Source organism: Pseudomonas sp. Colony2 (genome assembly GCF_019382755.1).
GTDB lineage: Bacteria > Pseudomonadota > Gammaproteobacteria > Pseudomonadales > Pseudomonadaceae > Aquipseudomonas.
Genome location: NZ_CP080030.1, coordinates 4,047,749 through 4,066,811, shown reverse-complemented (window position 1 = coordinate 4,066,811; position 19,063 = coordinate 4,047,749). Strand labels below are relative to the sequence as shown.

The following is a 19,063-nucleotide window of genomic DNA, read 5'->3' as shown; positions in this document are numbered from 1 at the left end:
GCGGCCGAGGCAGGGCCGACGACGGAACGCGGTTAACGCTCAGCTTCTGGGGCTCTGACGGGACAATATTCGTCCCTATCGTCGCCATATAACGGAGCTCGATCAATTTGCCCGCGCTATTGGCGAGGATGTCCCGGCTGATCTGAAAGTCGACGCGCTTATTGGTGTTACCGTTCTGCGCCGGGATGGTCGCCATGGTGCCGTTCGGGTAAATCCACTCGAGGGCGATGCGGTGGGCCGCGGTCATTTCGTTATAGGCCACCGCCACATAGGCGTTGTTCTGCCAGTCCTGTGGGTCGATGGTCAAGGTGGCGCCTTGCAGATTGGCAAAGGCCGGGCGCGGCAATGTGGCGGGGATCGACTGGATAATATGCTCGCGTACACCAAACAATACTGCGGTGTTTTTATCAGTGCTTTCGGCCAGGCTGACCCAGAAGCGAATGGTCAGGTGCGACTCGTTCCTGAGACCTTGCAGCTCCGCCAACGGTATGGGTTGCGAGACACCCAGGGTGGCGCTTTCTCCAACGGGGGCGGCGATAAAAGTGTCCAGGTTGAACGCACTGCCGTCGGTGTTGGTACCCGTGTATTGCAGCCACATGAACTGCTCTTCAAAGGCCAAAGGCCAGGCCGCCACACGGATGCGGGCTTGAGCGACGAGCTCGTTCGTCGGCAGGATCACGCTGTTGCCGACCCCGTCGATGGTTGGTGTGGGTAAGCCACTCAACGGCAGCAGGTCCAGGTTCAGAGTATCCGACTCATGGAGAAACCCGCTGCGGGTAAAACTGTATTGCACACTGATGCGGTTACGCTCGTTGCGAATGCCCTTGGCAATGGTACGGGCCTCTATCGGCACACCCACTTCATTGGTGTCGGGGTTGCCCCAACCCGTTTCGACGGTGCTGCCCAGCAGATCGGCCGTCACCCATTTCACTGAAAACGATTCGCTCTCGCGCATGCGCCGGTATTTCACCAGCACCGTTGCACCCGATTGAGCCGCCAGCGGGTCAAGCCGGTCAGGGTACTGCTCGGCTTCCACGACTTCAGGCGCATCCAGTTCCACGCCACGGCCCACGGTCAGGAGGGTTGTAAACGAGCGCAAGGTGAGTTTCGGCAGCGGGGTTTCGCGTTCCAAGCTGTAGGTGATGCGCAGTTGGCCATCGAAGTTGTTATCCAGCACTGCACGGCTGACCTGCAGTACCAGTGGCTGGCCCTGTGTCGCACCGTTGATCGTCACCGAACCGCTGGCGGAACCGCCTGTGCCCGTGCCCACAATGTTCCATTGGATATGGTCGCGGCTCCTGGTTGCCGTATAGGGTAGCGTCAGCAGCACGCTGTCGCCCACTACGTCAACCGGGTCAACGTTGTCGTCAATCGCGCCCTGCAGGGTGGGGGCAGGCATGGTTTCGAGGCGTTCGTCGATGCGTACTGTCAGCACCCGTGATTTGCGTTCAATCAGCGCACCGTAGGCATGCAACTGGCTGTCTGCGCCGTCATCGACCAGGTAATACACCGCGACATCACCGAGCCCCTTGAACTGTTGCAGTATTTCGCTTGGAACCCGGCGCGTGCCACCCTGGTCCCCGGCCAGTTGCGGGTCGGAATAGCGCATTCCACCGCCCCCTGGAACGATCTGCTCGATGACCAGGGTTTCCATCGAATCGTAGGCGTGTGGCTGGTAGGACGGGATGCTGATAAACGCATCATCGTCCGGGTTGATCAGGCCCAACTCGCTCGGGGTCACGGTCACTGCCGGCATCGAGGTCGGTGTACCCACCACCGTCACGGTGACACTGCCAGACTGCCCGAGGTGGCCACCGGTGGCGGTGTGCCAGACGAATGAAGCCCTGAACGAGCCGCCGATGACGCGCTCGATCAAATCGCGGTCCACCGGGAAGATCTCTTCCCGACCGTTCCTGACTTCGACAGGATCAAGCACCAGTTCTTCGATCGTGCCGTCCGCCAGTGTGGCCGTCAGGGTAATCGTGACCTGGTTTGGGGGCAGCGGGGCCGGTGTCACCCGTGGGGTCTGCAACAGGATTTCGAACAGTGAATTACTTTGCGTGTCGTAATCGATTTGCCGGCTTTCCGCGTCATCCACCAGGAAAAACGGCGCGCTCATCAAGCTGGGGTCCAGTTCGGCGACCAGTCCATACGGCTTGGAGTACTGGTATTTTTCCCCTGAGTAATTCTGAACCACATCGAACACCCTGAAGCGCAGGGTGAGTGCGCCGTTGAGGCCGCCCTTGAGAATATTTTCCTTGCTGATAAATACCCTGATCGGCTGGATACCGGCGGCCTCGGCGGCCGTGACCAGGTGCCTGATCTCAACTCCGTCCCAATAGAACTCAATGGTGTCGTTCTTGCGCACGTTCGGATAGGGCGCAATCACGGCGTATAACCCGCGACTGATCGTGTCCATGTTGATCGTGCTGCTTTCGGGCAAGCCGTCGACACTCAGGCTCAGTTTACTGTGCCATTTGTCGTCACCATTGTTCTCAATCCCGCCGGGACGGGTGGTCTTGATCAATATGCTTTGCGGCGGCGAGGTGCTTTCGTGGCCGCTGCCTGCGCGCACTACCCGCGCGCGCACTTGAACTTCACCTTCAGGCATGCGTTCGGCGATGACGTACATGCCATAACGATCCTGGTCCATCTCGACGACACCAGACGCCTGAAGATCGTTATTGAGGTACAACTCAAAGGCGTCGAAGATGGCCCAGGTGTGCCATTTTTCCAGGACGAAATACGCATAGGGCTGAACATGCCGAATGCCCAGGCCATAGGCGTAAGGTTCATCGGGATACTGGTCAAGCGAGACCGGCGGGAACGCCGAATAGGGCGGGGCCAGGTCTTCAGCCGTGATCATCGGCAGGGGCGCGGGCTCAAGGAGGGTCAGGGGGCTGTCGGAAACAGGTACACCTGGGTCTTCAATGACCGAGGCATTGTCATCGGGGTCGATCGGTTGGTTGGGCATGCTGACCACTCCTTGCTGGAAGTCACGCACAGCGCTGGCTGTGCATATAGGCAAGGGAAATCAAACACCCGCAGCCCCGATAGCGGATAGCTGTGAAAACTGACAGTGCCGACGAACGGTTGTGTCTACACCCAGACGCTCAGCCAGCTTGAGACCAGCAACAACACCGCCATGCAGCGGTTGAACCGTTGCATCGCCTTGGGCGAGCGAAACACCCGGCTGCTTCCGACCCCCAGCAATGCCCACGCGCCGAGGCACGGCAAGGCGATCACAAAGAACGCCAGCGACAGGTACAGCACATGGCTCTGGCGTTCATCGCCATTGCCGGCAAACACGCTCACCACCGCCAGGGCCATCATCCAGGTCTTGGGGTTGACCAGTTGCAGGCTGGCGGCGCCGGCCAAGCCCAGGGGTTTTTGCACGGCAGCCGGGTCGATTGACTCGGCGGGGGCGCTGAAAATCTGCCAGGAAAGGTAGCTGAGCCAGGCGACCCCCAGCCATTGCATCGCTGCCTGCACCCGGGGCCAGTGCGCCAGCGACTGGCCAACGCCGGAGCCTACCAGCAGCACAATCCCCGCCGCCCCCGCGCATGCGCCCAGCACGATAGGCAGTGCGGCTTTGAAGCCATACCGTGCGCTGTTACTCAGCACCAGGATATTGGTGGGGCCAGGGGTGATGGAGGCTACAAAAGCGAATAAAAGGAAGGGCAACAGGGTAGGGAACATGGTGGGGCGACTCCGTAGGTGGGGCGATGGAGTCGATGGTTGCAGGTGTGTGGTGGCGTGTCTGGAAGGTTTGAGCAGGGGCGGGCGGACACGGGGAGGGGATAGTGGCGGGAGAGCTATAGGGGACAAAAAAAGGGACAAGTCCATGGTTTAGATGGACCTGTCCCGGTTATACCTCGGTTAGTTAGTCAATAACGCATGACGTAGAGTCCTTGCGAGTCACTGCTGGTGAAATAAGCTTTTGAACCGTTTGGCAGTACTGCAATATTGCCAGATCCAAACCCAATATCCGCGGGTACAGTCGCTATAAGCCTGTCCGTATTTGTGTCAAATATGTTGAAGGCGCCGAACCCTGCCGTATAGGCATGAGGAAGTACCGGGTTGACTGCAACCGACCTTCCCGATCCCGCCCCAATCACGGTCACCAAACTGTTGGTGTTGGTGTTTATTATCCCCAAGCCATCAGCTCTCGCCAAATAGAGGCGAGGGGTGTTGGTACTTAAAGCCATGGGCCCAATCACTCCCTGAATGACAGTTACAACACTATTGTTTGCAGTGTTGATAACAGTCGTATCAACCGCGTTGAAACCGCCGCCATAGGTCGTAAGGTAGGCACGCGTATTATTAGGTGAGCAGGCGATGTAGCGAGACTGACCCGCTATTTGAGCTATCCGATTGCCGGTGGCGGCGTCGTAAGTATAAGCACCGCTCCCCGCAGTAACATATAGCCGAGTGCCTGCAGTATTGATCGCCAAGTCCTGTGCATTTACGGTGGCATAGGTCGCAACTCTGGCGAAGGAGGTTGTACTGATTACCGCTATGCTGGTGCGGACCAGGTCCAAGTAGAGTCTTGATCCGTCCGGGTGAATTGCAAGGTGCCCACTGGACTGAATGTCATACGAAGCCGAGTGAATAATGGCGTCCGTTGCTGTGTCGATAACGTAAACCGCAGTTCTACCACCCGCGCCAACAGCGACATAAACGCGGCGCCCGTCAGGGCTGACGACGACCCCGTTTGATGAGTGGAGGAGGGTAGGAATAAATTTGACCTCCGCTAGCCATGTCACGGTATAGGTGCTTTGCAGGAGCGGGATGGCTTTTGACTCATCGTCACTGCCGTCATACGTCACTTTGCAGGTCACCGTGAACGTAGTGTTTTTCCCCAGGCTTGCCAGCCAGCTGCGGGAGACAGCTTGGTTGGTGATGCCGTTGGCCGCTTGAGCAGCAGTAATGGCGTGTGCCCTCATCACCGACAAAGGTTCTACACCTGCCGCCCCCAGCGTGATCCATACACGTTGACCTTGCTTGCTCAATTCCCATTTGGCTACTGAGGCGTGTGCATCCCCGGTGAACGCCTGGAGGTCCAGGGTTGTGCCGCTGTTCATGTTATTGATTCGCGGTTGTGGCGGTCTTCCCGCCGGGATCCTGGCCACTGTCAATACCTGCGTTTCTGAAGGCACCGGGCTGCCATTGATGGTGGCGACATAGCGCAACTCAATGGTTTTGCCGACGCTGTCTGCCAGCACTTCATTGGTAATGACGAAATCCACACGACCGCCGTCCAGGCCGTCCTTGGCGCCAATATCCGCAACACCGCCATCCGGGAAAATCCATTGCAACTGGATGGAATGGCTTGGATTCATGCCGCCATACGCCACCGTGACACTGGCGTTGTCTACGTGGTCCAGCGGCTGAATGGTCAGCGTTGCCCCGGGCTGGTCGTTGAACCGTGGGTGCGGCAGCACGGCGGGCAGGGTTTGCACACGGTGTTCACGCACGCCAAACAGCACGGCGGTGTTCTTGTCGGGGCTTTCTGCCAGGCTGACCCAGAAGCGGATGGTCAGGTGCGAGCCATCCATCAAGCGCTGCAGTTTGTCCACTGGCGCGGGTGGCGAGATACCGTTGGCGGCACCGTTTTCGGTGACCAGGTTGGCGGTGTAGGTGTCCTCGCGGTACGGGCTGCCGTCGGCAAACGTGCCCTCCCAACTCATCCACATAAACTGCCCGGCATCGATAAACGGCCAGACGGATACACGGGCGCGGGCCTGGTCATTGAGTTTCGACAGGTCGAGCAGGGTGCTGTCGCCAATGCCGTCGATCGTCGGTGTGGGCAGCCCGGTGAGGGGAAGCAGGTGCAGGTCGACAGTGTCCGAAGGGTACGGAAAGGCGCCACGGTTGAAGTGGTATTGCACGCTGATCTGGTTGCCAACGGGGCGAATACCCCTGGCGATGGTGCGGGCCGGGATGGTCACGAATACTTCGTTGGTGGACGGGTTGCCCAGGGTGTACTCGGTGGCACTGCCCAGCCCGTCGCGGCTCAACCAGTCGACCTTGATCTGGTCGGTGGCCTGCATCGGCCGGTATCTCACGATGACCTTGGCGCCGCTCAATGCTGCCAGGGGGTTGAGTGCGTCGGGGAACAGGGTGGCGCCGTCGATAACCGGACGGTCCAGTTGCACGCCGCGGCCCACGGTCAGGTTGAGCACCTCGGAGCGCAATACCAGGCGCGGCGGGCCGCTGCGTTCGAGGCTATAGGTAATGCGCAGGCTGCCATTATTGTTGTTGTCGAGGATCGCCCGGCTCACCGGGAAAACCAGGGGCTTGCCTGCCGTGCCGCCGTTGATGCGCACAACGCCACTGGCCGAGCCGTCAAGGCCGGAGCCGATGGCGTTCCAGTGGATCAGGTCACCTTCTTCGGTCTGCCCGTGCGGGGCTGGCAAGGTCAGGGGCAGGGTCAGCAGCAAGGTGGGCGTGGTCACATGGCTGGGGTCGATGTTGTTGCCCAGGGCGCCTTCCAGGTGTGCAGTCGGCATGTTGCCGATGCGTTCACCCACGTGGGCGAACAGCTCGCGGGACTTGCGAGTGGTCAATGCGTTGCCGTCCAGGACGTGGCCGGCGCCATCGTTGACCAGGTAATAAAATGCGATGTCGCCCACGCCTTCAAACTGTTTCAGGTGCTCTTTGCTGACGTAGCGCGTGCCGCCCTGGGCGCCCGCCAGTTGTTCTTCCACGTAGTCTTCGCCGCCGCCGCCAGGACGGATATGTTCAATCACCAGGGTTTCCAGCCAGTCCGGGTTGTGGGGTTCGTAGAAGGGGATCTGCACGGTGATGTCCTGATCGGGCTCGATCAGCCCCACCTCGATCGGTGCGACCGTCACTGCCGGCATCGCCACCGGCGTGCCCACCACACTGACGGAGGTACTGCCGGATTGCTCCACGCGGCCGTCGTTTTTCAGCCACTGGAACGAGACCCGAAAGGACCCGCCCACCAGTTGTTCGATAATCTCGCGGTCGACGGTGACAAATTCAACGCCGAGGTTTCTGTCCACCACCGGGGCCAAGGGGAACACCTGGGTCGAACCGTCGGCCAGGGTACCGAACAAGGTCACCGCCAACTGGTGCCGCGGCAGGGGAGCCGGGGTTTGCCGAGGCACCGTCACCAGCACTTCGAAGGTTGCCTCGCTCTGGGTATCGAAGTCGATCTGGGTCGCCTCTTCGTAATCCACCAGGAAGATCGGTGCAAAAAGCAGGTTCGGATCCAGCTCGCTGTCCAGGAAGTAGGGTTTGGAGTACTGGTATTTATCCCCGGAGAAGTTTTGCACCACGTCCGAGACCCGAAACCGCAGGGTCAGCTTGCCGAAATGCCCCCCCTGCAAAATGATGTCCCTGGAGACAAAGACGCGAATCGGCCCTGAACCCGCGACTTCGGCCGGGCTGACGATATGCGTGACTAAAACCCCATCCCACGACAGCTCGATCTGGTCATTCTGGCGCAGGTTTTCATAGCGCTGGATCAGGCACCAGACCCCGCTGTTGGCATTATCTATATTAACGGTGGGGCCCTCAGGCAGGCCTTCCACCGTCATCACCAGGCCCGGGTGCCATTTGCTGCCGGGGTCGTTATCGCGGCCACCGGGGCGGGTGGTCTTGATCAGGATGGTTTGCAGCGGCGACGTACTCTCCTGGCCACTGCCGGCCCGCACTACGCGGCCGTATATCTGGACGTCGCCTTCGGGGATGAACTCTTCGGGGACGAACAAGTCGTAACGGTCCCGGTCTTCAAGCGCAATATCGGCGGCGACTGCATTGACCAGGTCGTTGAGGTAGAGGGCGTAGAAGTCGTAATTGAAGTTGAACCAGCGTTCGAAGGTCTACTGGGCAAAGGGGCGCACGTGGCGGATGCCCAGGCCGTAGACCCCTCTTTCAGGATACAGCGTGGCATCCAGCGGGACCGACGGATAGGCTGACTTGGGTGGGTCGAGGTCTTCGACGCGGCGCGACGCCAGGCCTGACGATGGGTTATGCAGCACGAGGGCGTTGCCGGGCGGGTTGTTGTCGCCCAGCGGCGCATTATCCGGGGCTATGGGAAAATTGGGCATGGACAGGCTTCCTTGAATGAGGCGCGGCCCTGAGTGGCCGACTGCTGACAAGGAGATCAAACACCTATCGGGGGGCGTGGCGAACCTGTGAGAATTGACAGTGCCGACGAGTGGTGGTGGCGCAGCTAGCGCTGAAAAACGCTTGAACACCGCTTGCGATACGCCGCCGGCGTCAGGCCATACGCCCTCACGAACCAGCGCCCCAGGTGACTCTGGTCGGCAAAGCCCAGGGCAATCGCCACGTCGGCGGGTTGCTTGCCGTTGGCCAGCCAATGCCGGGCGCGGGCCAGGCGCAGTTGCACCAGGTAGGCATGGGGTGGCAGGCCGAAGGCGCTCTTGAAGGCGCGGGTAAGGCGAAAGCGATCGACGCCGCAGGCCAGCGCCAGTTCATCCATGCCCACATCTTGCTGCAGGTGCGCATGCAGGTATTCCCGGGCCTTGTGCGCCACCCGTGGCAGGCGAGGGTCTTCATGGTAGCGGGTGCGCCAGTGCAGTTGCGCAGTGAGGCGTTCGAGCAGTTGGTCCATCGCCTGTTGCCGCACGATGCGCAGCTCACCTCCGTGCAAGGTCTGGAAGGCCCGGCTGGTGGCCAGGGCCAGGCGCGGGTCGCTGGCCAGGGTGCTGGCAAACCCCAGCTGGCTGTCGAGCGGCGCTTCTTCGAACACTGCGCTGACTTCCCGCGCCAACCACTGCGGGTCGAGGTAAAGCATGTGGTAGGTAAAACCGTCCGCCGTGGGCGCGTCGCCGTCGTGCAGCTCGCCGGGCTCCACCAGGAACACCTGGCCGGGCACGCTGTTATGGCGGGTGCGCCGGCAGTTGAACTGCTGCACGCCTTGCTCCGTGACGCCCACCAGGTAGCTGTCGTGCCAGTGCGGGTCGTAGGCGTGGCCCTCGAAATGCGCGCGCAGGGTCTCGATGCCGGTGTCGGCGTCCTGAGCCAGGTCGATCCAGTTGTGGGCGGCCATAAAATACCTATGGGGTAAACACTGCAAGAGCGAACAAGCTCGCTCCTGCAGGGGCTTAGCGTCTAGAAGGTTTGTGCAGCTTCATCCAAACAATCCGGCGGCAATATTGATCGAGAACCCCCAGTATCGCCGTGTTGAACAGAAACCCGATCAACGATTGCCCCAGCACCACCTTGCGCATGGTACGCGTGGCAACCCCGACATCCGCCGTTTGCACCGCCACGCCGATGGTGAACGAGAAGTACAGGAAGTCCCAGTAATTGGGCGTGCGTAAATCCTCGGCAAAGCGCAGTGCCGGCTCGGGGCCGTCCCAGGTGTAATACAGGCGCGCATAGTGCACGCTGAAAATCACCCCGATCAGCAGCCATGAGCCAACCACCGTCAGGCCGGTGAAGCCGTAATGCAACAGGCGCTGGCTATCGCTCAGGTCCTTGGTGCCCACCAGGTTCAGGGTGATGGTCGCCAGGCTGGCAATCGCCGCGATGCACACCATGAACAACACCAGGCCGGCGTTCTCGTCCTCGATCTCGGCGATGCGTTTTACGTCGTCGGCGCGGGAATGGCTGGTGAGCCACAGCATCAGCACCAGGTAGGTCCAGACCCCGGCGTTCCAGCCGATGAGGACTTTGCTGATGATCGTGTCGGCGGGAGCCAGGAGCCCCACCGCCAGGCCCAGGACGGCGGCGGAGGACAGGCGGGGGTGGGTGCGTGCGAGGAAGGGCATGGCGCTCACAAATCAGGGATGTGTAAGCACCATAGCGCATTTATTACGTGTGGCGCTTGCGCACCAGCTTCATGACCACGACGAAGAACACCGGCACAAACACCACCGCCAGCGTCGCGGTAATCATCCCGCCGATCACCCCGGTACCGATGGCCTGCTGGCTGGCCGAGCTGGCGCCCGTGGCAATCGCCAACGGCACCACGCCGAGGATGAACGCCAGGGACGTCATGATGATCGGCCGCAGGCGCAGGCGTGCGGCTTTCAACGTGGCGTCGATCAGGTCTTCACCCTGGTCATACAGGTCCTTGGCAAACTCGATGATCAGGATCGCGTTCTTCGCCGACAGCCCAATGATCGTAATCAGGCCGACCTTGAAGAACACATCGTTGGGCATCCCGCGCAAGCTTACGGCCAATACCGCGCCGAGCACGCCGAGGGGCACCACCAGCAGCACCGAGGTCGGAATCGACCAGCTCTCATACAGCGCCGCCAGGCACAGGAACACGATCAGCAGCGACAAACCGAGCAGCAGCGGTGCCTGGGAGCCGGACAAGCGTTCCTGCAACGACAGGCCGGTCCATTCCTGGCCCAGGCCGGCGGGCAGTTGGCTGACCAGGCGCTGGATTTCCTCCATCGCCTCGCCGGTACTGTGGCCCGGTGCCGATTCACCGGAAATCGCGATGGCCGGGTAGCCGTTGTAGCGGGTCAACTGGGCGGGGCCCTGAATCCAGCGCGCCTCGACGAAGGCCGACAGCGGCACCATCTTCCCGGCATTGTTGCGCACATGGATCTTCATCAGGTCGGCCACCTGGCTGCGCTGATCACCTTCGGCCTGCACCACCACCCGCTGCATGCGGCCCTGGTTGGGGAAGTCGTTGATATAGGCCGAACCGATGGCCGAGGACAGCACATTGCCGATATCGGCAAAGGAAATGCCCAGGGCATTGGCTTGCTTGCGGTCAACTTCCAGCTGTACCTGAGGTGCCTCGGCCAGGGCGCTTTCACGCACGTTGGCCAGGATCGGGCTTTTCTCGGCGGCGGCCAGCAGTTCGGTACGGGCCTCCATCAACGCGGCATGGCCGACGCCGCCACGGTCCTGCAGGCGGAACTCGAAACCACTGGAGGTGCCCAGGCCATCCACCGGCGGCGGCAGGATTGCATAGGCAATCGCGTCCTTCAGCTCGGTAAAGGCCGCGTTGGCACGGTCCGCAATGGCCGAGGCGGAATCCTTGCTGCTGCGTTCCGACCAGTCCTTGAGCGTGGTAAACGCCAGCGCGGCGTTCTGCCCCGAACCGGAGAAGCTGAAACCCATGATCATCGTGGTATCGCCCACGCCCGGCTCGCCGGCGTTGTGTGCCTCGATCTGCTCGGCGACCTGCACCGTGCGGTTTTTGCTGGCACCCGGCGGCAGCTGGATATCGGTGATGGTGTAGCCCTGGTCTTCCACCGGCAGGAAGGACGAGGGCAGGCGGGCGAACAACACCCCAAGCCCCACCACCAGCACCAGATAGATCAACAGGTAACGGCCACTGCGCTTGAGGGCGTAGGCCACCCAGCCTTCATAGCGGTCGGTGAACTGCTCGAAGCGCCGGTTGAACCAGCCGAAGAACCCGCCTTTCTCATGGTGCTCGCCCTTGGCAATCGGCTTGAGCAAGGTCGCGCACAGGGCCGGGGTCAAGGTCAGGGCGAGGAATGCCGAGAACAGGATCGAGGTGGCCATCGACAACGAGAATTGCTGATAGATCACGCCCACCGAACCCGGCATGAACGCCATCGGCAGGAACACCGCCACCAGCACCAGGGTGATACCGACAATCGCCCCGGTAATCTGGCCCATGGCCTTGCGCGTGGCCTCCTTGGGCGACAGGCCCTCGGTGACCATGATCCGCTCGACGTTCTCCACCACCACAATCGCATCGTCCACCAAAATGCCGATGGCCAGCACCATGCCGAACATGGTCAGCACGTTGATCGAGAAGCCCAGCAACAGCATCGTCGCAAAGGTACCCATCAAGGCGATCGGCACCACCAGCGTCGGGATCAGCGTGTAGCGGATGTTCTGCAGGAACAGGAACATCACCGCAAACACCAGCAACATCGCTTCGCCCAGGGTGTACACCACCTTGGTGATCGAGACCTTCACGAATGGCGAAGTGTCGTAAGGGATCTTGTATTCGACGTTGGCCGGGAAGTAGCGCGCCAGTTCGTCCATCTTCGCCCGCACCAGGGTCGCGGTGCTCAAGGCGTTGGCGCCCGGTGACAGCTGCACGCTGACGGCGGTGGACGGCTTGCCGTTCAGGCGGGTGGAGAACTGGTATTCCTGGCTGCCGATTTCCACCCGCGCCACGTCACCGACGCGCACGGTGGAACCGTCCGGGTTGGCCTTGAGCACGATGTCGGCAAATTCGGCCGGGGTCGACAGTTGGCCTTTCACCAGGATCGACGCGGTGATTTCCTGGGTCTTGGTGCCCGGCAAATCGCCGATGCTGCCGGCCGACACTTGGGCGTTCTGCGCCGCAATCGCCGCGTTGACGTCGGCCGGGGTCAGGTTGAAGCCGATCAGCTTCTGCGGGTCGATCCAGATGCGCATTGCGCGTTCGGCGCCGTACAGCTGGGCCTTGCCCACACCGTCCAGGCGCTTGAGTTCGTTCATCACGTTGCGCGCCAGGTAATCGCTGAGCGCCACGTCATCGAGCTTGCCGTCACTGGAGGTCAGGGTCACCAGCAGCAGGAAGCCGGCGGAGACTTTCTCCACCTGCAAGCCTTGCTGCGTCACGGCTTGGGGCAGGCGCGGCTCCACCGCCTTGAGACGGTTTTGCACGTCAACCTGGGCCATCTCCGGGTCGGTGCCCGGCTGAAAGGTGGCGGTGATGGTGGCCGAACCGAGGCTGCTCTGGGATTCGAAATACAGCAGGTGATCGGCGCCGTTAAGCTCTTGCTCGATCAGGCTGACCACGCTTTCGTCCAGGGTTTGCGCGGAGGCACCCGGGTACACCGCATAGATCTCGACTTTCGGCGGCGCGACGTTGGGGTACTGCGCCACCGGCAACTGCGGGATGGCGAGGGCGCCGGCCAGCAGGATAAACAGGGCGACCACCCAGGCGAAGATCGGGCGGTCAATAAAGAACTGCGGCATGTTTAACGATCCTTATTGGCCGGATGCCTGGGCGATGGGCGCGGGGCTGTCGTCGACCTGGACTTTCTCGCCAGGGCGGGCGTGTTGCAGGCCTTCGACGACGATACGGTCACCGGCCTTCAGGCCGCGGGTCACCACCCAGCGGTCATTGACCACCGAACCCAGTTCTACCGGCTGCTGGCTCACGGTTTGCTCGGCGTCCAGCAGTAACACCATCGGGATCCCGGCGCTGTCGCGGGTGATCGCCCGTTGCGGCACGCTGATGCCTTGCTGGTCGACGGCTTGCTCCAGGCGCACGCGGATAAAGCTGCCGGGCAGCAGGTCGAGATCCGGGTTGGGGAACTCGCTGCGCAAGATGATCTGCCCGGTGCCCGGGTCGACGCTGATCTCGGCGAACAGCAACTTGCCCGGCAGCGGGTACAGGCTGCCGTCATCCTGGATCAGCGTGGCCTTGGCCTGGTCCTGGCCGACTTGCTTCAAGTGCCCGGCGCGAAAGGCCCGGCGCAGGTCGTTCAGCTCGCGGGTGGATTGGGTCAGGTCGGCGTGGATCGGGTCCAGTTGCTGGATCAGCGCCATCGGTGTGGCTTCGTTCTGGCCCACCAGCGCACCTTCGGTCACCAGCGCACGGCCAATCCGACCGGAAATCGGCGCAGTCACGGTGGCATAACCCAGGTTCAATTTGGCGCGCTGCACGGCGGCCTGGTTGGCGGCCACATCGGCGGCGGTTTGCCGGGCGGCGGCGCGGGCGTTGTCGTATTCCTGGCCGCTGATGGCGTTGCCTTCCACCAGTTGGCTGTAGCGCTGCTCTTGCAAGCGCGCCTGGAATGCATTGGCCTCGGCCTTGCGCAGGCTGGCCTGGGCGCTGTCGAGGTCGGCCTTGAACGGCGCCGGGTCAATCCGGAACAGCACATCGCCCTGTTTGACGTCATGGCCTTCCTTGAACACCCGTTGCAACACCACGCCGGCCACCCGGGCGCGCACTTCGGCGATGCGTGGCGCGGCAATCCGTCCGCTCAACTCGCTGGTGATGGACAGGGGCTTGGCTTCCAGGGTTTCGATCCGCACCTTGGCCAGCGGCGCCTCGGCGGCTTCGTCCGCCGACTTGCCACACGCGCTCAACGCCAGTGTCAGGGCCAACAGGCAAAACGGCGCAAACAGATTCTTCGACATGCTCATATCCCAATATTGACTGGCGCATCCTACGGGCGCCCCCGCCACAGTGCTGTGAAGCTCTGTAGGTGGTGTGTGAAGAAATGTAAGGTGCGACCCACAGATGCACGCGGGCGTATATCCTTCATAACCGCCGAACCTTACACGATCTTCCTGACACCGAAGATCAAATGTGGGAGCGGGCTTGCTCGCGAAAGAGGTGTGTCAGTCGCCGTGTGCGTTAACTGAAACACCGCTTTCGCGAGCAAGCCCGCTCCCACATTGGATTTGCGTACTACTCAGAAATTGTATTATTTGGAAATACCATGCCCAACATTCTTCTGGTGGAAGACGACGCCGCGCTCTCCGAATTGATCGCCAGTTACCTGGAACGCAACGGCTATCACGTCAGCGTGCTCAGCCGGGGTGACCACGTGCGCGAGCGTGCGCGACTCAACCCGCCGGACCTGGTGATCCTCGACCTGATGCTGCCGGGCCTCGACGGCTTGCAGGTCTGCCGGTTGCTGCGGGCCGACTCGGCCACGCTGCCGATCCTGATGCTCACCGCCCGCGACGACAGCCATGACCAGGTGTTGGGCCTGGAAATGGGCGCCGACGACTACGTCACCAAACCTTGCGAGCCGCGGGTATTGCTGGCGCGGGTGCGAACCTTGCTGCGCCGCAGCAGCCTCACCGAACCCCAGGTGGCCAACGACCAGATCCTGATGGGCAACCTGTGCATCGACCTGTCGGAACGCACCGTGACCTGGCGCGACCAGCCGGTTGAGCTGTCCAGCGGTGAATACAACCTGCTGGTGGTGCTGGCCCGGCACGCCGGCGAAGTGCTCAGCCGCGACCAGATCCTGCAACGCCTGCGCGGCATCGAGTTCAACGGCACCGACCGTTCGGTGGACGTGGCGATTTCCAAGCTGCGGCGCAAGTTCGACGACCACGCGGGCGAGGCGCGCAAGATCAAGACGGTGTGGGGCAAGGGCTACCTGTTCAGCCGTTCCGAGTGGGAATGCTGAGCCATGTTTCGCGTCCTGATTCGGCTGTACCTGATCACCATCGTCACCTTCGCCGCCGCGATTTACCTGGTGCCCCGGGCGGTGATCCAGCTGTTTGAACACCGTTACATGAACTACAACATCGAGCAGTCCCGAGGCATGCAGAGCCTGATCGTCAAGGAGTACCGACGGGTGCCGATGGAGCAGTGGGCCAATGTCACCGTGCGCCTGTCGGCGGATTTCGCGCCGCTGAAGGTGCAACTGCTGCGTATCCAGGACGCCAGCTACACCCCTGAAGAACAGCGCCTGCTGGAAAAGGACCAGATGGTGATTCGCCTGGGCGAGTGGGGCTGGGCGGACGACGTCAGCTCGGCCCTGGACGACCAGTTGGTGGTCAAGGTCTCGGTACCGCCGGACCCGCTGGACATGAACCTGCTGTACTGGAGCATGAACGTGCTGATCGGCGCGGCGCTGCTGGCATGCCTGCTGTTCTGGCTGCGGCCCCACTGGCGCGACCTGGAACGCCTGAAAAGCACCGCCGCGCAACTCGGCCAGGGCAACCTTGCGGCCCGCACAAAAATCCCGCCCAGCTCCAACATCGGCAGCCTGGCGGCGGTGTTCGACACCATGGCCAACGACATCGAACAGCTGCTCAACCAGCAACGCGACTTGCTCAATGCCGTCTCCCATGAACTGCGTACGCCGCTGACGCGCCTGGACTTCGGCCTAGCCCTGGCGCTGTCCGACGACCTCCCGGCGGCCAGCCGTGAGCGGCTGCAAGGGTTGGTGGCGCACATTCGCGAGCTGGATGAGCTGGTGCTGGAGCTGCTCTCCTACAGCCGTTTGCAAAACCCGGCGCAAACACCCGAGCAGGTGGAAGTGGTGCTGGATGAGTTCATCGACAGCATCCTGGGCAGCGTCGACGACGAACTGGAAAACCCCGATATCGTGATGGACGTGGTGCTGGACTGCGCCGTGGAACGCTTCACCCTGGACCCGCGCCTGACCGCCCGGGCCCTGCAAAACCTGCTGCGCAACGCCATGCGGTATTGCGAGCGGCGAATTCAGGTGGGGGTGAAGGTGTGTCCCAGGGGGTGCGAGATTTGCGTGGATGATGACGGCATTGGCATTCCGGTTGACCAGCGGGAGCGGATTTTCGAGCCGTTCTACCGGCTGGATCGCAGCCGGGATCGAGCCACTGGCGGTTTTGGCCTGGGATTGGCCATCAGCCGGCGGGCGCTGGAGGCGCAGGGCGGAACATTGACGGCCCAGGCTTCGCCATTGGGTGGTGCACGCTTCCGGCTCTGGCTGCCGAGTTAAAGAACACCACAAAACCATTGTGGGAGCTGGCTTGCCTGCGATGGCGGTGGGTCAGCTTGCATCTTTGCTAACTGATACACCGCCATCGCAGGCAAGCCAGCTCCCACATTTGATCTTCATCGTTCTTCAGTCCCGAATTTGGCGTTTGCACAGCCTTACCACCTCACGCGGTGCCTTGTTATAGTTCGGCCCCTATTCCAGCCGCCAGTCAAGGATCACTGCCATGTCCGAATACCAAGCCTTTGTCGTCGAACTCAGCGGCAACGTCGCCCATGTGCAGCTCAATCGCCCGGAAAAGATCAACGCGATGAACGCGGCGTTCTGGACCGAGATCATCGACATCTTCCAATGGGTCGAAGACACCGACGCGGTGCGAGCCGTGGTCATCAGCGGCGCCGGCAAGCATTTCTCCTCCGGCATCGACCTGATGATGCTGGCCTCGGTGGCCAATGACTTCGGCAAGGACGTAGGCCGCAACGCGCGCCTGCTGCGGCGCAAGATCCTCGAACTGCAAGCTTCCTTCAACGCCGTCGACAATTGCCGCAAGCCGGTACTCGCGGCGATCCATGGCTACTGCATCGGCGGCGCCATCGACCTGATCAGCGCCTGTGACATGCGCTACGCCGCCGAAGATGCGCAATTCTCCATCAAGGAAATCGACATCGGCATGGCCGCCGACGTCGGCACCCTGCAACGCCTGCCGCGCATCGTCGGCGACGGCATGCTGCGCGAGCTGGCCTACACCGGCCGCCAGTTCGGCGCCGAAGAGGCCCGCAGCATCGGCCTGGTGAATCGGGTGTACAGCGATCACCAGAGCCTGCTGGCCGGCGTGCTGGAAATCGCCCGGGAAATAGCCGCCAAATCACCGATCGCGGTCACCGGCACCAAGGCGATGATCAGCTACATGCGTGACCACACGATCAATGACGGTTTGGAATACGTTGCCACCTGGAACTCAGCTATGTTGCAATCCAACGACCTGCGCGTGGCCATCGCGGCCCATATGAGCAAGCAGAAACCCGACTTCGTGGATTGACTGAACATGACCCCAGGCTGGATTACCACAACGCTGCTGGACAATGACGCCCCGGGCGGCTGGGCCGTGGCCCGCAGCCGTGAAGGCTTTTTACACGACCAGAACGGCCCGCTGTTTCCCCGGGAATGGCTCAAGCGCCAGGACCTCTCGGTGTTCGCCGAGCATGGCATCGGCCACCTGGACGGCGAGCCGGTGTACCTGCTGGAACTCAACAGCCCCGCCGACGTGCCGGGCTGCGGCTGGCAGGGCCTGCGGGCATTCATGCTGCAGGGCGATCACACGCTGTACAAAGTCCTGGGCTACGCCGCGCAAATCGGCACCTGGGCCCGGGAGCATCGTTTTTGCGGCAGTTGCGGCCAGGCGATGGTGCAGGTGCCACGGGAGCGGGCGATGTTCTGCCAGGCCTGTGACCTGCGCAGCTACCCGCGGATCTCGCCGAGCATGATCGTGTTGGTGACCCGTGGCGACGAGATCCTGCTGGCCCGTTCGCCGCGCTTTGTCACGGGTGTCTACAGCACCCTGGCGGGGTTTGCCGAGCCGGGCGAGTCGGCCGAGGACTGCCTGATTCGCGAGGTGCGTGAAGAAGTGCAGGTGGAGGTCAAGAACATCCAGTACATGGGCAGCCAGTGCTGGCCGTTCCCGCACTCGATGATGCTGGGCTTTCACGCCGAGTACGCCGGCGGCGACATTGTGCCCCAGGCTGACGAGATCGAAGACGCGCAGTGGTTCAACATCCATGAACTGCCGCCGTTGCCGGCGTCGCGCTCGATTGCGCGCTACCTGATCGACCTCTACCTGGCCCGTCGCCTAGGTCACGCTGAACCAGTGCTGCCAGGCTAGGCGCACCGTCAGGCCGAGCACCACGGTGATGAACACCGGGCGAATGAACTTGGCGCCGCCGCTGATGGCGCTGCGTGCGCCAAAAAACGCGCCGCACATCACCGACACGCCCATGCACAGGCCGACAATCCAGTCTACCGAGCCATTGAAAATGAACACCGTCAGCGCCGCCGCGTTGCTGACGAAGTTCATGCTGCGCGCCACGCCGCTGGCCTTTACCAGGTCGATGGGGTGCAACAGCATGGTACTCACGGTCCAGAACGCCCCGGTGCCCGGGCCGGCGACGCCGTCGTAGAAACCCAGGCCAAAGCCCTGGGTGGACTGCCATTTCTTCTTGATCGGTGCGTCGTTGTCCAGCGCCGCCTTGGGCGTGCCGCCGAACAGCAAATACAAACCGCAGCCGAACACAATCACCGGGAGCATCTTGTTCAGGGTTTCTGCCGGCAGGTAATGGGCCACGACCGCGCCGGTGAGTGCACCGACCAGGGTGCCGACGATGGCGTGCACCCACTGGCGCGGATGAAACAGCTTGCGCCGGTAGAAGGTAAAGCTGGCAGTGGCCGAGCCGAAGGTGGAACTGAGCTTGTTGGTGCCCAGCACCAGGTGGGGCGGCATGCCGGCGGTCAGCAGGGCGGGCGTGGTGAGCAGGCCGCCACCGCCGGCGATGGCGTCGATGAAACCGGCGATAAAGGCAACCACGGCGAGGATCGCCAGGGTGGTGAGGTCAACGCTGAGTTCGAAGGGCATGGGCAAGACTTAGTCGGCAGGGCGCAGCAAGGGCTGCGCGAAAGGCCGGTATCTTACCCAT

General features: G+C 62.0%; 12 protein-coding genes and 1 pseudogene. 4 read left to right on the top strand and 9 right to left on the bottom strand.

The genetic code is table 11. The annotated features are described in order from the left end of the window. The 8 genes and pseudogenes from JV201_RS16030 to JV201_RS16000 all read right to left on the bottom strand — a co-directional run. The coding region (locus JV201_RS16030; RefSeq protein ID WP_257903232.1) for a hypothetical protein at positions 1-2,974 on the bottom strand (2,974 nt) is incomplete at its 3' end. 125 nt (positions 2,975-3,099) lie between these two features. Then, positions 3,100-3,699 carry a LysE family translocator gene (locus JV201_RS16025; RefSeq protein WP_177021201.1) on the bottom strand — a complete coding sequence of 200 codons (600 nt, stop codon included), beginning with the start codon at positions 3,697-3,699 and terminating at the stop codon, positions 3,100-3,102. Between the two features lie 188 nt (positions 3,700-3,887). Beyond that, positions 3,888-7,739 carry a YncE family protein gene (locus JV201_RS16020; protein ID WP_257903231.1) on the bottom strand — a complete coding sequence of 1,284 codons (3,852 nt, stop codon included), beginning with the start codon at positions 7,737-7,739 and terminating at the stop codon, positions 3,888-3,890. A gap of 111 nt (positions 7,740-7,850) precedes the next feature. Beyond that, on the bottom strand, positions 7,851-8,078 hold the full coding sequence (locus tag JV201_RS29785) for a hypothetical protein (RefSeq protein WP_257903230.1): 228 nt from the start codon (positions 8,076-8,078) through the stop codon (positions 7,851-7,853). Between the two features lie 125 nt (positions 8,079-8,203). After that, complete coding sequence (locus JV201_RS16015) at positions 8,204-9,043, bottom strand: AraC family transcriptional regulator (RefSeq protein WP_177055816.1); 840 nt, start codon at positions 9,041-9,043, stop codon at positions 8,204-8,206. Positions 9,044-9,124: 81 nt separating this feature from the next. Beyond that, positions 9,125-9,767, bottom strand: a pseudogene (locus JV201_RS16010) (DUF1345 domain-containing protein). A gap of 43 nt (positions 9,768-9,810) precedes the next feature. Beyond that, positions 9,811-12,903, bottom strand: a complete 3,093-nt coding sequence (locus JV201_RS16005; protein ID WP_087694392.1) for an efflux RND transporter permease subunit — start codon at positions 12,901-12,903, stop codon at positions 9,811-9,813. 12 nt (positions 12,904-12,915) lie between these two features. Next, on the bottom strand, positions 12,916-14,073 hold the full coding sequence (locus JV201_RS16000; RefSeq protein WP_219405704.1) for an efflux RND transporter periplasmic adaptor subunit: 1,158 nt from the start codon (positions 14,071-14,073) through the stop codon (positions 12,916-12,918). Between the two features lie 305 nt (positions 14,074-14,378). Here JV201_RS16000 and JV201_RS15995 point away from each other — a divergent pair, with 305 nt between their 5' ends. The 4 genes from JV201_RS15995 to nudC all read left to right on the top strand — a co-directional run bounded on the left by JV201_RS15995 (position 14,379) and on the right by nudC (position 18,255). Further along, entirely contained in the window at positions 14,379-15,080 is a 702-nt protein-coding gene (locus JV201_RS15995) for a response regulator transcription factor (RefSeq protein WP_003214048.1), read from the top strand. 3 nt (positions 15,081-15,083) lie between these two features. Continuing rightward, entirely contained in the window at positions 15,084-16,379 is a 1,296-nt protein-coding gene (locus JV201_RS15990; protein WP_177021203.1) for an ATP-binding protein, read from the top strand. A gap of 223 nt (positions 16,380-16,602) precedes the next feature. Beyond that, positions 16,603-17,415, top strand: coding sequence for a crotonase/enoyl-CoA hydratase family protein (locus JV201_RS15985; protein ID WP_003208502.1), 813 nt, complete (start codon positions 16,603-16,605; stop codon positions 17,413-17,415). A 6-nt stretch (positions 17,416-17,421) separates the two neighbouring features. Then, positions 17,422-18,255 carry an NAD(+) diphosphatase gene (gene nudC, locus JV201_RS15980; protein WP_008430294.1) on the top strand — a complete coding sequence of 278 codons (834 nt, stop codon included), beginning with the start codon at positions 17,422-17,424 and terminating at the stop codon, positions 18,253-18,255. Here the strand turns inward: nudC and JV201_RS15975 are convergent. Continuing rightward, the gene (locus tag JV201_RS15975; RefSeq protein ID WP_003208505.1) at positions 18,223-19,002 is read right to left on the bottom strand and encodes a TSUP family transporter; all 780 of its coding nucleotides are present in this window, start codon (positions 19,000-19,002) and stop codon (positions 18,223-18,225) included. The two genes, nudC and JV201_RS15975, sit on opposite strands and share 33 nt — an antisense overlap. Positions 19,003-19,063: the final 61 nt, after the last annotated feature.

What these genes read in the sequence shown, in the direction of transcription:
- JV201_RS16000 (WP_219405704.1), bottom strand. Translation starts at nt 14,073, where the DNA reads ATGTCGAAGAATCTGTTTGCGCCGTTTTGCCTGTTGGCCCTGACACTG.
- nudC (WP_008430294.1), top strand. Translation starts at nt 17,422, where the DNA reads ATGACCCCAGGCTGGATTACCACAACGCTGCTGGACAATGACGCCCCG.
- JV201_RS16005 (WP_087694392.1), bottom strand. Translation starts at nt 12,903, where the DNA reads ATGCCGCAGTTCTTTATTGACCGCCCGATCTTCGCCTGGGTGGTCGCC.
- JV201_RS29785 (WP_257903230.1), bottom strand. Translation starts at nt 8,078, where the DNA reads ATGCCCAATTTTCCCATAGCCCCGGATAATGCGCCGCTGGGCGACAAC.
- JV201_RS16025 (WP_177021201.1), bottom strand. Translation starts at nt 3,699, where the DNA reads ATGTTCCCTACCCTGTTGCCCTTCCTTTTATTCGCTTTTGTAGCCTCC.
- JV201_RS16015 (WP_177055816.1), bottom strand. Translation starts at nt 9,043, where the DNA reads ATGGCCGCCCACAACTGGATCGACCTGGCTCAGGACGCCGACACCGGC.
- JV201_RS15985 (WP_003208502.1), top strand. Translation starts at nt 16,603, where the DNA reads ATGTCCGAATACCAAGCCTTTGTCGTCGAACTCAGCGGCAACGTCGCC.
- JV201_RS15995 (WP_003214048.1), top strand. Translation starts at nt 14,379, where the DNA reads ATGCCCAACATTCTTCTGGTGGAAGACGACGCCGCGCTCTCCGAATTG.
- JV201_RS15975 (WP_003208505.1), bottom strand. Translation starts at nt 19,002, where the DNA reads ATGCCCTTCGAACTCAGCGTTGACCTCACCACCCTGGCGATCCTCGCC.
- JV201_RS15990 (WP_177021203.1), top strand. Translation starts at nt 15,084, where the DNA reads ATGTTTCGCGTCCTGATTCGGCTGTACCTGATCACCATCGTCACCTTC.